This window comes from Shewanella polaris, assembly GCF_006385555.1.
GTDB classification, from domain to species: Bacteria; Pseudomonadota; Gammaproteobacteria; order Enterobacterales; family Shewanellaceae; genus Shewanella; species Shewanella polaris.
Genome location: NZ_CP041036.1, coordinates 2524772 through 2544369, shown reverse-complemented (window position 1 = coordinate 2544369; position 19598 = coordinate 2524772). Strand labels below are relative to the sequence as shown.

The 19598-nt window shown below is 41.2% G+C and carries 15 protein-coding genes, 1 tRNA gene and 1 riboswitch; of the genes, 10 read left to right on the top strand and 6 right to left on the bottom strand.

From position 1 onward, the window contains the following. Together FH971_RS11085 and FH971_RS11080 are read left to right on the top strand one after the other, a co-directional pair. Nucleotides 1–1347, top strand: coding sequence for a TIGR03503 family protein (locus tag FH971_RS11085; protein WP_140234336.1), 1347 nt, complete (start codon nt 1–3; stop codon nt 1345–1347). Between the two features lie 291 nt (nt 1348–1638). Further along, nucleotides 1639–1715: transfer RNA gene (locus tag FH971_RS11080), tRNA-Asp, on the top strand. Nucleotides 1716–2057: 342 nt separating this feature from the next. Here FH971_RS11080 and FH971_RS11075 read toward each other — a convergent pair. Next, a complete protein-coding gene (locus FH971_RS11075; RefSeq protein ID WP_140234335.1) occupies nt 2058–4202 on the bottom strand; it encodes a TonB-dependent receptor plug domain-containing protein in 2145 nt (714 codons plus the stop codon). A gap of 257 nt (nt 4203–4459) precedes the next feature. Continuing rightward, nucleotides 4460–4559, top strand: a riboswitch (TPP riboswitch). 206 nt (nt 4560–4765) lie between these two features. On the opposite strand from FH971_RS11075, the gene thiC reads away from it, so the two are divergent. The 8 genes from thiC (at nt 4766) to FH971_RS11035 (ending at nt 13011) form a co-directional block, all read left to right on the top strand. Beyond that, a complete protein-coding gene (gene thiC, locus FH971_RS11070; RefSeq protein WP_140234334.1) occupies nt 4766–6766 on the top strand; it encodes a phosphomethylpyrimidine synthase ThiC in 2001 nt (666 codons plus the stop codon). Between the two features lie 5 nt (nt 6767–6771). Then, nucleotides 6772–8451 (top strand): bifunctional hydroxymethylpyrimidine kinase/phosphomethylpyrimidine kinase, encoded by a 1680-nt coding sequence (locus FH971_RS11065; protein WP_140234333.1) that lies wholly within the window; start codon nt 6772–6774, stop codon nt 8449–8451. Beyond that, complete coding sequence (locus FH971_RS11060; protein ID WP_167496008.1) at nt 8448–9260, top strand: HesA/MoeB/ThiF family protein; 813 nt, start codon at nt 8448–8450, stop codon at nt 9258–9260. The genes FH971_RS11065 and FH971_RS11060 overlap by 4 nt, the downstream gene beginning before the upstream one ends. After that, a complete protein-coding gene (thiS, locus tag FH971_RS11055; RefSeq protein WP_140234331.1) occupies nt 9247–9474 on the top strand; it encodes a sulfur carrier protein ThiS in 228 nt (75 codons plus the stop codon). The genes FH971_RS11060 and thiS overlap by 14 nt, the downstream gene beginning before the upstream one ends. 2 nt (nt 9475–9476) lie before the next feature. Then, a complete protein-coding gene (locus tag FH971_RS11050; protein ID WP_140234330.1) occupies nt 9477–10286 on the top strand; it encodes a thiazole synthase in 810 nt (269 codons plus the stop codon). Nucleotide 10287: 1 nt separating this feature from the next. Then, nucleotides 10288–11403, top strand: coding sequence for a 2-iminoacetate synthase ThiH (thiH, locus tag FH971_RS11045; protein WP_140234329.1), 1116 nt, complete (start codon nt 10288–10290; stop codon nt 11401–11403). Between the two features lie 76 nt (nt 11404–11479). After that, nucleotides 11480–11767, top strand: coding sequence for a chemotaxis protein (locus tag FH971_RS11040; RefSeq protein WP_140234328.1), 288 nt, complete (start codon nt 11480–11482; stop codon nt 11765–11767). Nucleotides 11768–11769: 2 nt separating this feature from the next. Continuing rightward, entirely contained in the window at nt 11770–13011 is a 1242-nt protein-coding gene (locus FH971_RS11035; protein ID WP_140234327.1) for a putative metalloprotease CJM1_0395 family protein, read from the top strand. A gap of 230 nt (nt 13012–13241) precedes the next feature. Here FH971_RS11035 and FH971_RS11030 read toward each other — a convergent pair whose 3' ends face one another. From FH971_RS11030 to FH971_RS11010, 5 genes are all read right to left on the bottom strand, one after another. Further along, nucleotides 13242–14141, bottom strand: a complete 900-nt coding sequence (locus FH971_RS11030) for a LysR family transcriptional regulator (protein WP_137226963.1) — start codon at nt 14139–14141, stop codon at nt 13242–13244. A gap of 103 nt (nt 14142–14244) precedes the next feature. Continuing rightward, nucleotides 14245–15375, bottom strand: a complete 1131-nt coding sequence (locus tag FH971_RS11025; protein ID WP_140234326.1) for a DUF3541 domain-containing protein — start codon at nt 15373–15375, stop codon at nt 14245–14247. Then, nucleotides 15353–17164, bottom strand: a complete 1812-nt coding sequence (locus FH971_RS11020; protein WP_140234325.1) for a hypothetical protein — start codon at nt 17162–17164, stop codon at nt 15353–15355. Before FH971_RS11020 ends, FH971_RS11025 begins: the two co-directional genes overlap by 23 nt. Next, a complete protein-coding gene (locus tag FH971_RS11015) occupies nt 17127–18083 on the bottom strand; it encodes an alpha-L-glutamate ligase-like protein (RefSeq protein WP_137226966.1) in 957 nt (318 codons plus the stop codon). Before FH971_RS11015 ends, FH971_RS11020 begins: the two co-directional genes overlap by 38 nt. Beyond that, nucleotides 18083–19591 (bottom strand): UUP1 family membrane protein, encoded by a 1509-nt coding sequence (locus tag FH971_RS11010; protein WP_137226967.1) that lies wholly within the window; start codon nt 19589–19591, stop codon nt 18083–18085. The genes FH971_RS11015 and FH971_RS11010 overlap by 1 nt, the downstream gene beginning before the upstream one ends. Nucleotides 19592–19598 lie beyond the last annotated feature (7 nt).

The following is a 19598-nucleotide window of genomic DNA, read 5'->3' as shown; positions in this document are numbered from 1 at the left end:
ATGAGTGCCACTCGCGCCGGTTATTTTGCTATTCCTTGTTTATTGTTGCTAAGTCTTATCTTAGTTTGGCAGCCTAATGCCCAAGCTTCTATGGTTAGCGCTTCAAAAGCTGTAGAACTTAAAAATCGTTTTCGAATCGATCATATGGTCGATAATTTAACGTTAGTGATTCAACGTAGCTATGGTTCTGCACCTGTGGTGGTGATTTTACCTGACGGTAGCAAATGGTATTCAGATCGCTACCCGCAAACCGTAAAGTGGGTCGATGGTATTGCTGGTGATATGATTTACATTGAAAATCCGATGCCTGGTCCATGGCAGCTATTAGGCAGTGTGGTTGAAGGATCTACAATTCAAAAAATTTCCAAATTAGATATTGAAGTACAACCTTTACCACAACCCCTTTATCAAGGGGAAAGGCTGAAAGTAACAGCAAAGCTTTTGGGTGATGATTTAACCATGAGAATGCCTGGGTTAGATTATATGGTGGAATGGACTGCACGTTTTGCCAGTGAACATCTTGTTAGTGATGATAATTTCGCTACGGGCACCATTATTGTTGGAGCATATAAAGATAATGGTGAATTGATGGACGAAGCACCAGACGATGGTATTTTTACCGGAAGTCATAATCTACAACAACCAACTGGCCATTATATCCTTAATATCACAGCACGCAATAATGTCTTTGAGCGTGAATATGAGATGCCCTTTGAGCTTTCTGCACAACCGATAAAAGCAACAATGGTAGCCAATAATGATCTATCAAAAGGCATATGGAAAATACAATTATCGGTCAATGAATCAGCATTAATGTTAGAACAAACTCATTTTGAGTTTGAGTTAGTTGGACCTGCAGGGTTGATTTTACCAGTTACATTACAAGCGGTGACGAGTGCGGAACAAATTTTATATTTACCTAAAGTCACTGAGTTTGGTAGTTATCGAGTCAAGGGAACTGCAGTATCAACCACAGTTGATGGCCGTGAAATAGTGCTCTACCTACCTGAAATGTTTTTTAATTTTATTGAGCCTCCCGTTTCAATTACAGCAGAAACAATTAAAGTGATCGCTGAAAAAGCGGCAATTCAAGCTGAAATGGAAGAAGAAGCCGCTAAAGATAATGCAATGTTCTGGATAATTATCATTAACGGCATACTGCTGTTATTTGGCATTATGAGTTTAATCGTGTGGCGTAAGAGACAAACACTCGCTAAAGCGATGGCGGCAGCTGAGTTAAGGTTACAACAAGAATCACAGCAACCAGAACAATCAATTGATACACTTTTAGACACTGTTGATTTGGATGACATTGATTTGAGTATACCCGATGATAAAATCGAATAAGTTGAAGTGGATGAGTTTTGTGCTAAAAAGTGTGGTTTGCGTGATTTTTAGCCAAACAAATAGGCAAAATAAAAAATAAGTTGACGATAAATAAGCACAACATTATTATTCATCGCACTTGTATGGAATGGTAGTTCAGTTGGTTATATTACCGGCCTGTCATGCTAGGGGACGCGGGTTCACTGTTTTAATATCAACGTCCGTTCCGCTATTCAAGTATCTGTTTGCATTTAATAAAATAGGTAATATTCATTCTATTTTCGTTTTTATTAAGTGTATACAAACCGTTTTGGAGCGGTAGTTCAGTTGGTTAGAATACCGGCCTGTCACGCCGGGGGTCGCGGGTTCGAGTCCCGTCCGCTCCGCCAAATAAGAAAAAAAGCCTCTACAGCAATGTAGGGGCTTTTTTCTGTCTAAAAATCAATAGAATTGGTTATTCAGCCTAGAATGCAGTACCTGCTAGATTATCAAATGTCAGCGCATTAATGTTATTCCATCGCAGATCAATAGAAACTGGCCTGGCCTGTCATGTCGGAGGTCGCGGGTTGACTGTTTCAACATCAGCGTCCGCTCCGCCAAATAAGATGAAAGCCTCTACAGCAATATAGAGGTTTTTTTCTGTTCAAAAATTACCAGAATTGGTGTTTTAGCCTAGCTAATAATGTGGTACACATTACTGGCCATATGTTTTATTACTTATGGCTGGTTAACTAGAACGCGTAACTGACATTCAATTCGAGTGAGCGACCCGCACCGGCTATTTGTTGAAAACCGTTACTGTTGTCAGCCTTATATTCAGCGATACTGACACCGCCTAGTGGCAGTTGATAATACTCATCAAGTAGATTTTTCACTGCAATAGTCATTGTCGCATCTTGCCATTTGATACTGCTGCTTAAGTTAAGCAGTGAGTAACTGTCAGTTGTATTTTCTAAACGCTGCTCATCCACGCGATCTTTATTTGCAACCCATTGCCAACTGATTCTATTTTGCCAATCCCCTAGCTGTTGTTGTAAAGCTAGCTCGGTTTGCAAAGGTTTTATTTGATACAGCGGCTGGTCGTTGTCATCTCTTTCGCCGCGTGTTGCGTTGATGTTAGCGTTAAAGAGCCATTTACCAGTGTCGTTGTCTGCTAGTTGATATTCAGCATCTATGCGTGCACCAAACAAGGTCGCGTTCACATTTGCAAACTGTAAAATATTACGACTATTACTATCGATGCTTGTGCGATTAAAGCTGCTGACCACATTGGCATCAATAAAATCGTTAATGCTGCTGTACCAAGCTGTTGCGCTAAACGCTAAATCATCTTGTACTAGCTTGTAAGCCATACTTAATGTGTGTGCCGTTTCTGCACCAAGGTCAGGATTGCCTATGTAGCCGTTTGCATCGCCGTACCAGCCAATCATAGTCGTCGCCATGGTGCTTTGGCCCCAACTGTATCGCTCATATAAATTTGGGGCGCGGTTCTTTCGGGCTAAACCAAGTTCTATCACTTCAGTATCACTGAGTTGATAGCGAGCTAGAAGGGTGGCATCGATGTTATTGTCATTGCGCTTTCGATATAGGCTATTAAATTCATCTGCGGCCATGGTATTAACATTGGTCATGCCCATCATGCTCATGGTGTTATAAGGCTGAACCTCACCCGTGCTTGTCGATACGTATTCATAACGAACACCTGCAGACAGCCACCAATCTGTATTCATTGTGTGTTGCCACTCGCCATAGAGTGCAGCACGTTGACGTTCGCCATCATTAATATTGACGTAATCATTTGGGCCCATCATGGCTGAACCTTCAATCGCTGGCCATGTATCATCAAGTTGATAAACATAATATTCTTGGCCAATTAATAAGGTGCTGTCTGAGCTCATTGGCAGCTGCCAATGCAGTTGGTAACTGTAATCTTTACCCTTAGTTTTCATTGGCATCATGCCGGTTTTCTCATCGGTAAAGAAGCCCATTTCATGCTCTACATTGTGCCAGTTTGCTTGGGCTGTGAATTCGCCTTCGTTTTCAAGCGTTCGTTGATAACGTACTAATGCGCCATAACTGTCATTATTCGTCATGTCCATATACTGGTTTGCAAAACCTTGAAAGGGGATATGTTGATGAGTCAGTTTGACTGCAACTTGTTGAATGTCATCTTGCCAAGCAGCGGTTAATGCATGATTTTGTGATTGGTACAAAGTGTCTAGTACTTTATCGCCATGGCCATCTGTATAGCTGTTTGCATCTTCAAATGATCCTTGGTAACTAAAGCTTAATGTTTTACTTGCTACAGTGGCATTTACACCTGCGAGAATGGCGTCATTAGTGCTTCGATAACCGCTAGATATGTTACCACTTTGCCATGTCACTGTATCGCTATCGGTAAATACAGGGGTTAAGCTAGTGACGTTAATTACGCCAGCAATGTTATCGCCACCGGCGCTCACCGGAGAGACTCCAGCAACAACTTGAGTCGAACTAATTTGATTGGCTGACACATATGAAAGTGGCGGGTTCATCTGGTTTGCACATGATGACGTAATGTCGCTGCCATCAATGAGCACTTTGATCCGATCGCCCATCATGCCATTTAAAATCGGTAATGCAGAAACGCCACCCGCTTCAGAAAAATCTACACCTTGTTTATTTAATAAGTTTTGGGCAGAACCGAGTAAATCGTTATTGGCCGCTTGTCCATGTACTTCAACCCGCTCAATGCCTTCACTATTTTGCTTATCGTACTGCTCAGCCATTACTGGTTGTGTAATAGCAAACATTACAGCCAATGAAATTGATGAGTAAACCCATGGGTAATTTGTATTTAATTTAATGGTTTGGATTGCTTTATTTGCCAACGTCATCACCTTTATTGTTATTTTATCAACCTTTGATGAATATATTTCAAAGGTGTTTATCAGTCTGTTAAATTATAACTTGCTAATAAATATGATGAATGCGACATAGTGTCGCACCTTGATAAATACCTGTCTGTGGTGATAAATGAATCATGGAGATATCAATGACACTGCATCAGTTTCTGACATGTGGATTGATTACTTTTGTATGAAATGATTATTTTAGTGCTTGTTATTTAGCAACAAGCTTGCTTATACTGCGTGACATCTTGTCGGAGTGCCATTATGGCTGAGACCGTTTATTCGGGATCCGTTGAACCTGATCAGGCTAGAACCTGCGAAGGAAACAAGCGTAATAATCATGATTATTGGGAAGATAAATAACGTATTAACACGATTGTAATTGGACGTTTACCTCCGAGTTTTTTATCGGTTTATATTCCAGTTACGTTATTACATTAGTATGTTCTATGTGATTATTGACGTAGGCAATAGCATTTTTTATTGTTTACTGCTGCTATCAACACCTCTCCAGACAAGCAACTCTACTCTTAATATTGAGGTTGCTAATGTCAAATCAAAACCGTCGTCAAACTCGAGCTAACGCTCAACAATTTATTGATACCCTTAAACCGTTACAACATCCTAACTCGGAAAAAGTCTATTTAACGGGTAGTCGTGCTGATATCAACGTCGCTATGCGTCAAGTTAATCAAACTGACACCGTTATTGGTGGTACCGACGCTGAACCCATTAAACAAGCCAATCCGCCTATTATGGTCTACGACTGTGCGGGTGCTTATTCTGATCCTCTTGCTGATATCAACGTGCGTGAAGGCTTACCTAAAATCCGTCAAGCATGGATTGATGAGCGACAAGATACTGAGCAATTAACGGGTGCAAGTTCGGGTTTTACCCAACAACGGCTGGCTGACGATGGACTCGATCATTTACGCTTTGACGCTCTTGTTGCGCCTAAACGTGCCAAGAAGGGCAAATGCGTGACCCAAATGTATTATGCTCGCCAAGGTATTATTACCCCTGAAATGGAATACATTGCCATTCGTGAAAACATGGCTCGCGCTGAAGTAACCGATAGCGTGTTGACTCAAAAAGCCCCAGGTGAGGATTTTGGTGCACATATTGGGCAACTTATCACTCCTGAGTTTGTCCGCGATGAAGTGGCCCGAGGTCGAGCGATTATTCCGCTGAATATTAACCATCCTGAAACTGAACCTATGATTATTGGGCGTAATTTTTTAGTGAAGGTGAATGCCAATATTGGTAATTCTGCGGTGACATCTTCGATTGAAGAAGAAGTTGAAAAACTCGTATGGTCAACCCGTTGGGGCGCCGATACGGTTATGGATTTGTCGACTGGACGTTATATTCATGAAACGCGTGAGTGGCTTATCCGTAATTCGCCTGTGCCGATTGGTACTGTGCCTATTTATCAAGCATTAGAAAAGGTTAATGGCGTTGCCGAAGAGCTCTGTTGGGCGGTATTTAGAGATACATTGATTGAACAAGCCGAGCAGGGCGTAGACTATTTTACGATTCATGCAGGGGTGTTATTGCGTTATGTCCCCATGACAGCTAAACGCCTTACCGGTATTGTGTCGCGTGGCGGTTCAATTATGGCTAAGTGGTGTTTAAGTCACCATCAAGAAAGTTTCTTATATGAACACTTTCGCGATATTTGCCAAATTTGCGCCCAATACGATGTGTCGTTGTCGTTAGGGGATGGTATGCGCCCTGGTTCAATTGCCGATGCCAATGATGAAGCGCAATTTGCGGAATTAGAAACCTTAGGTGAATTGGTCAAAATTGCATGGGAATACGATGTGCAGGCCATCATAGAAGGCCCTGGTCATGTGCCAATGCAATTGATTAAAGTCAATATGGAAAAGCAATTGGCCCTTTGTGATGAAGCGCCATTTTATACCTTAGGCCCACAAACGACTGATATTGCGCCTGGATATGATCACTTCACCTCCGGAATTGGTGCAGCCATGATGGCTTGGTACGGCGTGGCGATGTTGTGTTACGTCACCCCTAAAGAACACTTAGGTTTGCCTAACAAAGAAGATGTAAAACAAGGCTTAATTGCTTACAAGATTGCTGCCCATGCTGCTGATGTCGCTAAAGGTCATCCCGGTGCACAAGTACGTGATAATGCATTATCAAAAGCCCGCTTTGAATTCCGTTGGGAAGATCAATATAACCTAGGTCTTGATCCAGATACCGCTCGTGCTTACCACGACGAATCGTTACCACAAGAATCAGCCAAAGTGGCTCATTTTTGTTCAATGTGTGGGCCTAAATTCTGTTCAATGAAAATAACCCACGAAGTGCGTGAATATGCCGCGAATCTTGAACAAGCTGAAGCACTTAAGATTGAAGTCTCTTCGGCTAATGCTTATCAAGCTCTACATACGACTCAAGCCATAAATCCGTCCGAAGCGATGGCGCAAAAGTCGGCAGAGTTCAAAGCGTCGGGCTCGGCACTTTATCATGACGTCAAACCAGCAGCACAAGTTGATACCGACTTAGCGGTTGAGGTTGAATAATCGCCATGAATTCATCGACATTTGTCAGTGAATCAATAACGCAAACCCCACCCATTGTCTGGACCATAGCTGGTTCTGACAGTGGTGGTGGTGCGGGGATTCAAGCTGATTTACTCACCATACAAGACTTGTCGTGTCACGGGTGTAGCGTGATAACCACATTAACCGCACAAAACTCAGTCAGTGTGAGCCTTGTTGAAACCGTTTCTGAATCCATGCTGTTGGCTCAGTTCAGTAGTTTACTCGTGGATTTGCCGCCAGTGGCGATTAAAATTGGCCTGCTTGCATCCCAAGCACAGGTCGACATATTGGCTGACTGTTTGGCTCAGATGCGTGCCACTCAGAAGATGGTACCTTTTGTGGTACTTGACCCCGTCATGGTTGCCAGTAGTGGTGCGAACTTTAATTCTATCGATCTCGATTTTAGCCCTCTCATTGGTTTAATTGATTTACTAACGCCTAATCAGCACGAATTGAAGCGTTTATGTTCTCAGTATGCGTTAGCGCAAGATTGTGCTGATGTCGGCAGCAATGGTTTTCAGCAACAGCAAATGATCCGCGATGCCAAATTGTTATCCGATAAATTTAAATGCCATGTGCTCGCTAAAGGCGGTGATGCTCAGTGGCAGCAACAGCAGGCGATAGATGTATATGTGAGTAAAAACGTTAAAGGCGCCAGCCTTGCACACAGTAATGCGGTGTTTATGTTAATTAGCCAGCGGATAGCAACCACCAATAATCATGGAAGTGGTTGCACATTATCATCTGCAATAGCGTGTTTTATTGCCCATGAGTTCGTGATCCATGATGCTATTGTGCTGGCAAAAGCCTACGTCAATAAGGGACTCACTTTAGGCGTAAGCCTTGGTCAAGGACCTGGTGTCTTAGCCCGTACTGGTTGGCCTGATGATTTAGGGATGATGCCATCAATCAAGTTGGTATCTTCTGAGCATCTCGCTGATGATTCGTGCAAGCAAGCTGCACCTAATGGTTTTAAATCACTGCATCAACCCTTGGGGATTTATCCTGTTGTAGCTGATATCGATATGCTTAAAAAATTGTTAAAAGCGGGCTGTAAGACGGTTCAATATCGTGCCAAGTTAGTTATTAATATCGATACTGATGACAGCCATGTATTAGAACGATTAACACTCGAAGCGAATATCATTGAGGCCATCAAACTCGGTCGCGAATTTCATGCTCAGTTGTTTATTAATGATCATTGGCAACTGGCGATTAAACACGGTGCTTTTGGGGTTCATTTAGGCCAAGAGGATATGGCCACTGCAGATTTAACCGCGATAGCTGCTGCTGGAATGGCGTTAGGGCTATCGAGTCACAGTTATTTTGAAGCCTTGTTAGCCCACCAATGTTCGCCTTCATATATTGCTCTTGGGCATATTTTTGCTACCACGACTAAGCAAATGCCTTCCGCGCCTCAAGGGCTCAGCAAACTTAAACGTTATGCCAGTTTATTTGCGCGCCATTATCCTACTGTTGCAATTGGCGGGATAGATCTCAGTAATTTGGAGTTTATTGCGGATACCGGCGTTGGTGATGCTGCTGTTGTTAGAGCTGTAGCCACGGCTAACGATCCAGCGAAGGCGTATCGAGCCTTGCATCATAAATGGTTGCAGGTTACGCGGCCTTTGGCAAAAGCCTGTTCACCTCAGGAGGGCTTATGAATTCTCTATCTGGTCAGGATTACATTCAGTATTCACGCACCATGCTACTGAGTGATATTGGAGAAGCAGGGCAGCTTGCCATTATGAATAGCCCTGTAGTGATCATCGGTGTAGGAGGCTTAGGAAATGTAGTGGCGCATTATTTAGCTGCAGCGGGTGTTCAGCAAATACTGTTAATTGATCATGATGTGGTGGAATTATCCAACTTACCAAGGCAACTACTGTTCAGGGTATCTGATATTGGCAAAGCAAAAGTCAACATTGCAAAAAGTGCATTGAGCGATGCTTACCCTCAAATCAATATCGACGTGTTAGCACAACCCATTACATCAGCGCACTTTAAGCAGCTTGTTAAACGATTTACGGTAAAACCTGTGGTGTTTGATTGCACTGATAATGTTAGTGCGAGGCAACTGATAAACCAACAGTGTGTACAGCATCAGTTAACCTTGGTTAGTGGTGCTATCAGTGCATATCAGGGGCAGTTATTTTGTATCGATTTTTCCCACTCACATTCGCATTCATACAGTGGTTGCTATTGTTGTTTATATCCACTTGATACACCCATTATGCAAAATTGTACTCAAACTGGAGTGCTAGGGCCTGCTGTGGGTATTATCGCCAGTATGCAAGCGCTGGTGGGCCTTCAGCACATCTGCAATACCTTTACCCAATACGGTGTTCTACATCGATTTAATGGTAAGGATTTACGCTGGCAGCATGCCCAAATGAGTCAAGACCCACAATGTGAAGTATGTCATCAATATCCATTAACTGATCATCAGGAGCGGTCTAATGTCACAAACTGATCCCCTCGAGCTAATAACCCTGCACCTTAATGGTGTCGAGCAACATGTTCGGGCCAATTTGAATTTGGCTGAACTACTTATACTCAGTGATTTACCCACTCAAGGAGTGGCCATCGTGGTCAACGATACTGTTGTGCCTCGAAGTCGTTGGATGCATGTATTGTGTCAAGCCGATGACAATATCACCGTTTTTTCTGCCGTTGCTGGAGGTTAATAATGTTAACGATAGCCGATCATCCATTTTCGTCTCGGTTACTCACTGGAACGGGAAAATTTTCAGATCACAATACAATGTTACAAGCGATAGCAAGTTCTGGGTCGCAGTTAGTTACTTTAGCGATGAAGCGGATTGATTTAACTCGCGGTCATGACAACTTACTCGGTCCTTTGCAAAGTATGGGGGTTAAATTATTACCTAATACCGCTGGTGCGCGTAATGCCAAAGAAGCCATTTTTGCTGCTGAACTCGCTTATGAAATGTTGGGCACTAAATGGATTAAACTTGAAATTCATCCCGATCCCAAATACCTCATGCCCGATCCAATTGAAACATTGATTGCGGCTCAATACTTATGCGAACAAGGCTATATTGTCATGCCTTATGTGCATGCTGATCCAGTATTGTGTCGTCGCTTAGAAGAAGTCGGTTGCGCTGCGGTGATGCCACTCGGCAGTCCAATAGGCAGTAATCAAGGCTTAGCGACGGAAACATTCTTAAGCATTATTATTGAACAGGCCAATATTCCGGTAATAGTAGATGCCGGCATTGGCGCACCTTCACAAGCTTGTAGAGCTATGGAAATGGGCGCAGCAGCAGTATTGGTAAATACCGCGATTGCAAGTAGTGCCAATCCTCAGCAAATGGCTACATGTTTTGCCGATGCGGTTGCCACAGGAAGACAAGCATATCTTGCTGGATTAGGGGCAGTGAACACCCATGCGAATGCCACCAGTCCTTTGACTGGATTCTTGTTAGAACCATCAATCAATTCTCTTGCAAAGTCAGTGAATAGTAAGGGGGGCTAGCATGACGTATTCAAGCTTATTTACGCAATTAGCCCCCGATGCATTATCGATGAAGCTGTATTCGACTACCGCCAAAGAGGTTGAGCGGGCTCTACAAAATCCAAGCGGTAATCTTGATAGCTTGTTGGCATTATTATCTCCTGCCGCAATGGCATATATTGAACTAATGGCGCAACAAGCCGTTCAGCTGACTCGGCAGCGATTTGGTGCCAATATCGGCCTTTTCTTACCCTTATATTTATCAAACTTGTGCGCCAATGAGTGCGATTATTGTGGATTTAGTATGAGCAATAAGGTCAAGCGCAAAACACTTACTCGTGATGAACTAGCAGCGGAAATGGCTATCATTAAACAACGTGGTTTTGATTCGATATTATTGGTGTCTGGCGAACACGAAACTAAAGTTGGAATGGAGTATTTTGAGTCGGTGTTACCGTTAGTTAGCAAGGCTTTTAATTACGTGGCAATGGAAGTTCAACCATTGGAGACTGAGCAGTATCAGCGTCTTGGCAAATTAGGCGTTGATGCGGTTATGGTATACCAAGAAACCTATCGTGCTCATACTTATGCTCAGCATCATACTCGCGGTAAAAAACAAGATTTTATCTATCGCTTAGATACCCCTGACCGAGTGGCAAAAGCGGGTATCGATAAAATTGGCCTTGGGGTATTACTTGGATTAGATGATTGGCGCTTAGATGCATTACTTATGGGCTTTCATCTAGATTACTTGGAAAATACCTACTGGCGCAGTCGCTACAGTATTTCACTACCTCGTTTACGTCCATGTACTGGCGGCATTACACCGAAAGTTGAATTAACCGATGCAGGATTAGTACAAATGATCTGTGCATTTAGGTTGTTTAATCCTCAACTTGAAATTAGTTTATCAACTCGTGAGCTGCCGTCGTTGAGGGATAATTTACTCCCTTTAGGCATTACTCATATGAGTGCTGGAAGCTCTACTCAACCAGGTGGTTATATGGCGCCAGACAGCCAACTTGATCAATTTGAAATCAGTGATAACCGTCCAGTAGAGCAAGTTGTTGAACAAATGAAGCGACGAGGAATTAATCCAGTATGGAAAGATTGGGAGATGGGTTGGGTTAACAGCTAACTTTTGTTTGAAAACTGTACATATTAGTTGATTTAGGCCATAATAAATCGACTTTTTTAAAATCAGGAGCAGTATTATGCAAGTTCAATCAGCCTATGCGTCAGGTATGCAGGGATTGCAGAGTGCTCAACAAGGTTTAGCGCAAGCAACAACATCAGTTGCCACTCCAGAGCAACAAAAACCTGCGGTGCCAAATGCCTCGGTACAAGATACTGTAACCTTAAGTTCTCGTGCCGTTGGGCAAACTGACACCACATCTGCTTTAGTGTCCGCGACTGAATCATCCAACCAAGCTCAAGCATCTGCTAAAGTGATTGAAGTAGCATCTGAGACTGTTGGTAGTTTGATTGATATTGAAGTGTAATCATGAGTGCGGCAATGGTTTCTTCCAATACAGGGTTAGTTAACAGTGCTGCCCAAATAAACCACCGCAATTCATTATCAGCACCACAAGCTCAACCTCATACACAAGCAAAAAATAGTGCTCAAACAACAAATAGTACTCAAGCAAGTAAACCCCAATCTGCTCCGATTATTGCTGTAGACATTCAATCTAATGCAGTTGAAATCAGTTCGCTTAAATCCAGTACAACTCAAACATCGGCCTTCAAAACGCCGATAGATCTAAGCCATGGTTTATCCAGCACTGATTCTCATCACGGATTGCAAACGAATTCGGCATCTACAAATGACATCAAGCCACAACACATTGTTGATTCTAGTTCGGTTAATAGCTACGGCCTAAAAAGTGGTCCACTCAATCTCTCTGGTGTATTGAACCGTACACCTATTCAATTACAGACAACTAACACACCGACTGAAGCGTCAGCCAGTACAGATATAGTAATCAGCTCGGCAATCAGTGATGTTGAAAATACTCAACCGCCAATAGTTAATCAGCCAACCAGCCCTGTAGTAGAAACAAAGACGTCAGCGCAAAACTCATCAGTGGACGATTCAACAGTAACTGCAGACGCTGAAGTTTCAAATCGTCAGGATGACACTGCAGAACAGCAAGTAGAGCAACAAGTAAAAGACAAACAACAGCAAATAATACAAGCTGAAAAAAAGCAGATTGATCAACTAGCACAACGAGATACCGAGGTCAAAACACACGAACAAGCACATGCTGCCGTAGGTGGAAGTTTAGCGCAAAGTCCAAGTTATCAATATGAAAAAGGGCCCGATGGACGTCGTTATGCAGTGGATGGAGAGGTTAATATTGATGTGTCTACTGTTGATGGTGACGCCCAAGCAACATTAAGTAAAATGCAGAAAGTGTATGCAGCAGCCATGGCTCCTATACAACCGTCAATGGCCGATATTCGTGTGGCGGCGCAAGCATTACAGAACATGAATGAAGCAAAGAAAGAGTTAACGACAAATAATTCAGATTCTTTGTCGTCTACAACAACGAACAATGCCATTTCTCCAAATAGCCAGGTATTAACTAATGACGTACTTCATGCTGATGATGTAAACCAGAATGAAGAATTGCATTCATCTAACTATTTATTATCGGAACACCAAAGTAGTGAAAAAAATGTCAACGACATTACAGCGGCACAATCAAATCAACAGCATCAATCTTTGGAAATATACGTATAATATCGACTATAAAATGCTATTAAGACAAATTCATATCTAGGATATAAGATTGTTCTGCAATACCTATCAATACCCGTGATTATTTCTTTACAAATCAAACTGTATATTCCAAATTTACGATAATCATTGCTGAATTAAATTAACTATTAGTTTAATAACAGTAATGAAGCTTAGGATTATCAATTAGTACTAATCAGCGTCATACCGACAAAGCCAACAGCGAATGTGAGCTAAACATTAAGCGTCACATTATGTCGCGCTAAAATTAAGTTTTCGAGTAACTTACACGCAGGTCCTTGTTGATTACGATTGGGTACCACTAAATTAAGCATTATTTTACGCTGATAGCTGCCCCGTAAATGTATACGAATAAGCTGTTTATTGGCAATTTCTTGTTCGACTAGAAAACTTGGAATCCAGCAAAAACCAATATTGCGCGATAAAATTATTTTAGCCTCGTGAAAGTTTGACACTGTCCAGCGTTGTTCCGCTTTTAACCAACCAATATCATTACTGGCATTTACCCCTGTATCTTTAATCACTATTTGCAGATATTGTGCTAATTGTTTGTCATCTTCAATCAATTCAAGTTGAGCTAATGGGTGTTCAGGATGGCAGACAAGTTCAAAACTCGATTCACATAATGTTTCTGAAATATGGCCTTTAGGTGGTGTTGCACAAATGGCGATATCGACAAGGTTATTTCTAATAAGATCGTGAGTACCTGATATCACTGAATCTATTATGGTTACTCTGGTTCCACGACTTTCGGGTAAAAAGGCCGTTAGCGCTTCAACAAGTTTATCCATTGGATATACTATTTCTCTAGCAATTGTCAGGTTTGGTTCCCAACCTTGGCCTAAATTACTGGCTAATTGTTCGAGCTCTTCAACCGATTGAGTTAGATGGCGGGAGCGACGCAGTAACACTTCACCTTGTTCAGTTAAATAAGCTTTTCGACCTTTTACTTCGAGTAGATTGATACCAAGCTGTTGTTGTAACTTAGATACAGCATGATTGAGTGACGACTGACTTCTATTGAGTTTTTCTGCAGCCTGCGCATAACCTCCAAAATCGACTACAGCTTGGACAATTCGCCATTGTTCTAGAGTTGATTTAGCTCGGCTCATTAAGTGCTCTCTTTATGCGTGACAGACGTTGAGGAAACAAACCTATCTTGAAACAAAAAAGGCAAATGCAGTGCATTTGCCTCAGTTTGTACATCTTTATATTTTAGTGCAATTTTACATTACTCATAGAAGTCTTAGGGGTAACTGATTTAGGTAAATTTCTTTTAGTTGACGCTATATCATTTAAATATGGGCCTTTATGTAATGTTTCTGGCCAATCTAATAACATCATCGCTAAGACGTTTCTGTGCTCACCGCTAGATAACTCTGCTTTACCATGAGGCGATGGGATCATCATAGTGTTGGGATCGTAAGCCGCAATCACGTATTTCTTCACTTTATCAACGACAGGATTATCACCATTACCCGTGATCAAGAAACTAATGCCGACTTCAGTAATAATATCTTCAGTAGTATCAGTTAAAATGCGATCAATGTTTTTTTCAAAATAATCTAGAATCCATTGGTATTCTTTTGGGTCCACTGGGTGTTGATAATACTCACTGGCTGAAAAAATAAAGTGAGTCATGCCATAAATTTTATTTTTATATTGACCTTTTTTGAGCTTATCATCCTTGCTATTAGGGTAGGTTTTAATAAAGGCTTTTTTATAAGCTTCATAATAGTCCCCAACACCAATTTGTTTAGCCCAGTAAACATAGTTAATTAACTGTGCAGCCCAAGCTTTGATCATTTTTTTATCGGTTAAAGCAGGTTCTAGATTGGCATTTTTTAAGGTTTTTATCATTAAATCATGACAAGGTCCTGTAAAGCCAAATTCATCGACACGACTGGAATAACGTAATAAAACATCAGTGTACAGCATAAAATTAGGGTAGGGTGCGATAGCTATTTTACGAGCTTTACCACGAGGACCATTCCCTATCTTATCAGCTTCAATTTTTGATTCACTTTTAATAAAACCAGGCTTGTCCAGATTACAGGAATAATAAAGTTGACGTTCCGCAATGGTAATGAGATCGATTAATGAACCGTTAGCATATTTGTTTTCACCTGTCATACGGAACTGGCGAATAGCATAATGTGCTTGTACTCGTGGTGGTAATGAATAAAGGTTGGTTTCTAAATTAGTTTTAATACCTTGATAAACTTGTTCTGCTGTTAAGTTATGAGGTACTTTTTCGACGGTCTCTTTTGCGAAAGCCACACTACTAAACAACGTAGCTGACAATAGTAAGTACGAGAGTGTTTTACTCTTGCGTAGTTCCAGCATGTTTAAATCTCCTGATGAGTGAATGTGTGTCAATCGGTGGGCCAATAAGCCGTTCAAGTCGATCGTTTAAGGGTAAATATGTTTCGTTTATAACCAGTAAATCAAATATGTCTCTCGGTGATATTTTGGCTGGTACCTCAGCTATGATTAATTGTGTCAATGCTGTTTGCCATAAAGGAAGATAATGATTAATGCCTTCATTAGCAATAGCTTGATAACTATAAATTGCATCTGTAGCGTTTGGCCATTGTTGGCCAAAGCTCTGTTCAAATGCGGCTGACAATGGTTGATTGTTTGTTAGCCAATCATCTTTATCAGTACCTTTAAAGTTACCTTTATATTGATAAAACGTCAGTGCAACTTTTGCTCTGAATACCCATAATTGTTGCTGATATTGTGCAACTAATTGATGGCGTGCAGACAACAAAGGCAAGTCAAGTTGTTGGTTAATGTAGTGCACTAACCACTTCGTTGATATCGCATGGGTATCTAGGTTTTGTACTCTATTGCTGAGAAAATAAAACTGGCCGCTTTGCGCTAAGGATACTATTGCTTGGCTCAAAGCGTAAATTAATTTTTGTTGTTGTTGCAGCCGGGTTAATTGTCGAGGAAAACTTAGCGCATATTGTCCAAATTGATGACCAATGACAGCTTGTTTTATGAGTTGACCATCTACATTTAATCTGGATTTTAGCTTATCTTGTGGATAGGTAAAAATGTCACCAAGTAATCGTTGCTGATGCCACACGCGAATAGCTTGCATGTCAGTTAATGGATTATGTTGTTCAGCATCGGACGATGATTGTTTGTTTGTAGTCGAACTTGCCAGTGTAATTAATTCAAACTTGAGTCCTAATGGCTTAAGACTTGCGAATATTTGCTGTAAAAATTCGTTCGAAGTAATCATTTTCATCTTCGATGATTTACTTATACCACTTAATACATGGGCAATATTCCATGGCGCAATATCTAAATTAGTTGTTTGGTTGGTTAAAAATTGTTGTAATAATTGGGGATTTAATCCATAACGAGACAACTCCGATTGTGCAGTATTGTCGTATGCTTGCTGTGTTGCATATTGTTGATGTAATTGATGAATCAACTCAAGAGCGGGTGTCTGTTGGTCTCTTGAGCGAGTTTGATAAGCAAGCCACGCTTGTTTTCTGCAGTGTTCATTGGGTTGTTTAATTAAATATTTGGCAATGCTTATATCAATATTTGCATTGTTGTTAATGTCGTTATCATTTGTTTTAGATTCGCTTTTTGGGCCATTATTGAGCACACAATCCTGCTGATTAAATTGCATTGTGAAATCTTGTTGCGACAATGCTAAATGAATACTTGCTTGAGCACTGTGAAGTTTTGATTTTTCGATTAACGCCCATTGCATCTGTTTTATCGATGCCAAATGCTCCCCTAACTGGTTATAAGGAAGGGCGGCATGTTGTAATTTATTGATAAGGGATTGAGTGGATGGTGCTGCAGTTAATGCATACAGTTCATCAGCAAGATGAAGTTGGCACCACAATAAACCTTGTTTACTTTGGTTGTCGATGACGAAAGGACGATAATATTGAATTCTGTCGTTAAGATTATTTAACGCAAGTGTTTGCTTTTCAAATTCAACAGCTTGCTGTTCAACTGACTGAAAAGTAACAAGGTCATCTTGCACTAGGTTTGGTTGATATTGTAAGCACTGTTCGATGAACAGTGCTAAAGGATTTGCCACAGCATTTGCTGTGACAACAAGATTAAAAAATAGGGTTGCTACAAAAATGCTTTTTAGCATAAGCCACGCGTTCCTCAACTGACATTGCTGAGCTTTTCATCGCTTCAACATGCTTAAGTCGAGGTAGAAGCCCTCTACCATTCGCAATTTGAATTGTTAAGCCAGGACGGGCATTCAATTCTAGCAACAATGGGCCTTTATTTTTATCTAACACCATATCGGTACCTAAATACCCTAATTCACACATTTCATAAGCACTAGATGCTGTGTGAAGTAATGTCTCCCAATGAGGCACTTTAATGTCCGATAAAGGGAAGTGAGTATCTGGATGCTTATGCGAGGGTAAGTCAAATTGCACTGCATGCAAACTGTTTCCGGTCGCGATATCTAAACCAACACCGACAGCGCCTTGGTGCAAGTTAGCTTTACCGTCAGATGCCGCCGTCGATAAACGTAACATACCCATTACAGGGAAGCCTTTAAACACGATTAAGCGGATGTCAGGGACACCTTCATAACTTAAGCCTTCAAAGACAGGATCAAATTCAATTAATCCTTCAACGATTGCGACATCTGGCTTACCACCTAGAGAAAATAAACCACTTAAAATATTGGATACATGGCGATAAATTTCATTATGAGACACTTCATGACCATTGGCTTTGTAATAACAACCATTGCTCACTTTGGTGATCACCATAATCCCTTTACCACCAGAACCCTTTGCTGGTTTAATCACAAAACCACTACGGTCCAAGACCATTGCTGGAATGTCTTGGATTTTATGTTGTTCATGAACAACACCAATTAAATCGGGAACCGCAATGCCATTAGCAAGCGCAAGTTGCTTAGTGATTAGCTTGTCATCAACGCGTTTATAAAATTTACGCTGATTATAACGACCAATATAGCTAATATTGCGCCTATTCATGTTGAGTACACCACTACGGCTCAATTCCCAGGGCCAGGCGTACTTCATTATTGTTCTCCAACTAATGGTTTGAAGCGTTTTAGTTCGGTTAAACGGTAACCGGTATATTGTCCCATTACTAATACCAAGGCTAAAATCACTAAATGGATACCTAAAAAGTTGAATACCCAATATTGCACCAATTCATTGTCCATTGCTAAATACGCTAATGTTGCGACAAATAAACTACCACCACCGGATACAAATACTTTTTTAGGGCCTTCTTCTTCCCATAAAATTGACATACGTTCGATAGTCCACGCCAAGATGATCATTGGGAAGAACGTAATCGTAAGGCCTTCGCTTAAGCCTAATTTGAATGAGATTAAGGTAAATAAACCAATAATGAAGATCACCACTATTATCACCGCCGATATTCGGGATATTAAGAGTAAGTTGAGTGTCGACAGATATGAGCGGATCATTAATCCAAAAGCAACGATTAACAAGAAGCCGATTAAGCCAGTCAATAGCGTGGTTTGAATGAAGGCGAGGGCAATCAATACAGGCATAAAAGTACCCGATGTTTTGATCCCGACGATGACACGTAAAAACACGACAACCAATACTCCGATAGGAATTAACAGAATACCTTTAAATGTGCTTTGTTCTTCAAGCGGTAATTGATACAAGGAAAAATCGAACGCATCATCATTCATCATCATATCAATAGATGTTGCCAATGCAGAGCGAGTGTCTTGTAACATAGAGAAATTAACTAATGAATTAGTTCCCCCCATAACATCAAGTACAGAGTGACCAGAATATTCCCATAACACTAAGGTGTTATCACGGCCTTGTTTATTGTTAGCAACATCGAAAAGTACCCATTCGCCATCGTTATAAACTTGAACGTAGGTTGTGAGTTGTTGGCGACGACGTTGATCTTCAAGTTGTAAGCCATTAACCACACGTGCAGGTACACCTTTTGAATGCAGCATATGCAAAAAAAGATTGGTTGAGGTATTGGCCGATAACAACAATGCCATGTTTTGACTTTGATTATTATCATTAATCAAATTCATTAGTTGTTGAGCAAAGGATAAGTTAGTTGCACTGCGAGTCCATACTTCTTCAATAACTTGCTCCGCAGCTGATTTTTCTGTCGCGGGCCATAAATAAGGTTCTGGTGTAACGGGTTCTATATCCGTTTCAATATTGAGTTTGCCTGTCGGCACCAATGTGACTCGATAGTATAATGCTTGAGGGCCTGAAGCGTCACGAATTGACCAAACTGCACGACGATCCTTAGCATCAGCCGATATACTTAAGCCATAACCTGGAGAGGATGCATTTTCGACGAGTATGTCAAATGCAGGATCGCTAGGTAATGAAAAATTGACCTCAGCAGGTTGGTTTGTGCCAGTAAAACTGACTTTGGCATCGATTGCCCAACTTTGTACCTGTTCACCGGGTAAAAAAGGCACATTGTGGACTAATCCACGATAGATACTGGTACTGATCCCAACTATAAATAGCAGTGCAACGAATATATAAAACGGTTTACGAGAATGCATTACGGAT

What these genes read in the sequence shown, in the direction of transcription:
- FH971_RS11085 (WP_140234336.1), top strand. Translation starts at nt 1, where the DNA reads ATGAGTGCCACTCGCGCCGGTTATTTTGCTATTCCTTGTTTATTGTTG.
- FH971_RS11075 (WP_140234335.1), bottom strand. Translation starts at nt 4,202, where the DNA reads ATGACGTTGGCAAATAAAGCAATCCAAACCATTAAATTAAATACAAAT.
- thiC (WP_140234334.1), top strand. Translation starts at nt 4,766, where the DNA reads ATGTCAAATCAAAACCGTCGTCAAACTCGAGCTAACGCTCAACAATTT.
- FH971_RS11065 (WP_140234333.1), top strand. Translation starts at nt 6,772, where the DNA reads ATGAATTCATCGACATTTGTCAGTGAATCAATAACGCAAACCCCACCC.
- FH971_RS11060 (WP_167496008.1), top strand. Translation starts at nt 8,448, where the DNA reads ATGAATTCTCTATCTGGTCAGGATTACATTCAGTATTCACGCACCATG.
- thiS (WP_140234331.1), top strand. Translation starts at nt 9,247, where the DNA reads ATGTCACAAACTGATCCCCTCGAGCTAATAACCCTGCACCTTAATGGT.
- FH971_RS11050 (WP_140234330.1), top strand. Translation starts at nt 9,477, where the DNA reads ATGTTAACGATAGCCGATCATCCATTTTCGTCTCGGTTACTCACTGGA.
- thiH (WP_140234329.1), top strand. Translation starts at nt 10,288, where the DNA reads ATGACGTATTCAAGCTTATTTACGCAATTAGCCCCCGATGCATTATCG.
- FH971_RS11040 (WP_140234328.1), top strand. Translation starts at nt 11,480, where the DNA reads ATGCAAGTTCAATCAGCCTATGCGTCAGGTATGCAGGGATTGCAGAGT.
- FH971_RS11035 (WP_140234327.1), top strand. Translation starts at nt 11,770, where the DNA reads ATGAGTGCGGCAATGGTTTCTTCCAATACAGGGTTAGTTAACAGTGCT.
- FH971_RS11030 (WP_137226963.1), bottom strand. Translation starts at nt 14,141, where the DNA reads ATGAGCCGAGCTAAATCAACTCTAGAACAATGGCGAATTGTCCAAGCT.
- FH971_RS11025 (WP_140234326.1), bottom strand. Translation starts at nt 15,375, where the DNA reads ATGCTGGAACTACGCAAGAGTAAAACACTCTCGTACTTACTATTGTCA.
- FH971_RS11020 (WP_140234325.1), bottom strand. Translation starts at nt 17,164, where the DNA reads ATGCTAAAAAGCATTTTTGTAGCAACCCTATTTTTTAATCTTGTTGTC.
- FH971_RS11015 (WP_137226966.1), bottom strand. Translation starts at nt 18,083, where the DNA reads ATGAAGTACGCCTGGCCCTGGGAATTGAGCCGTAGTGGTGTACTCAAC.
- FH971_RS11010 (WP_137226967.1), bottom strand. Translation starts at nt 19,591, where the DNA reads ATGCATTCTCGTAAACCGTTTTATATATTCGTTGCACTGCTATTTATA.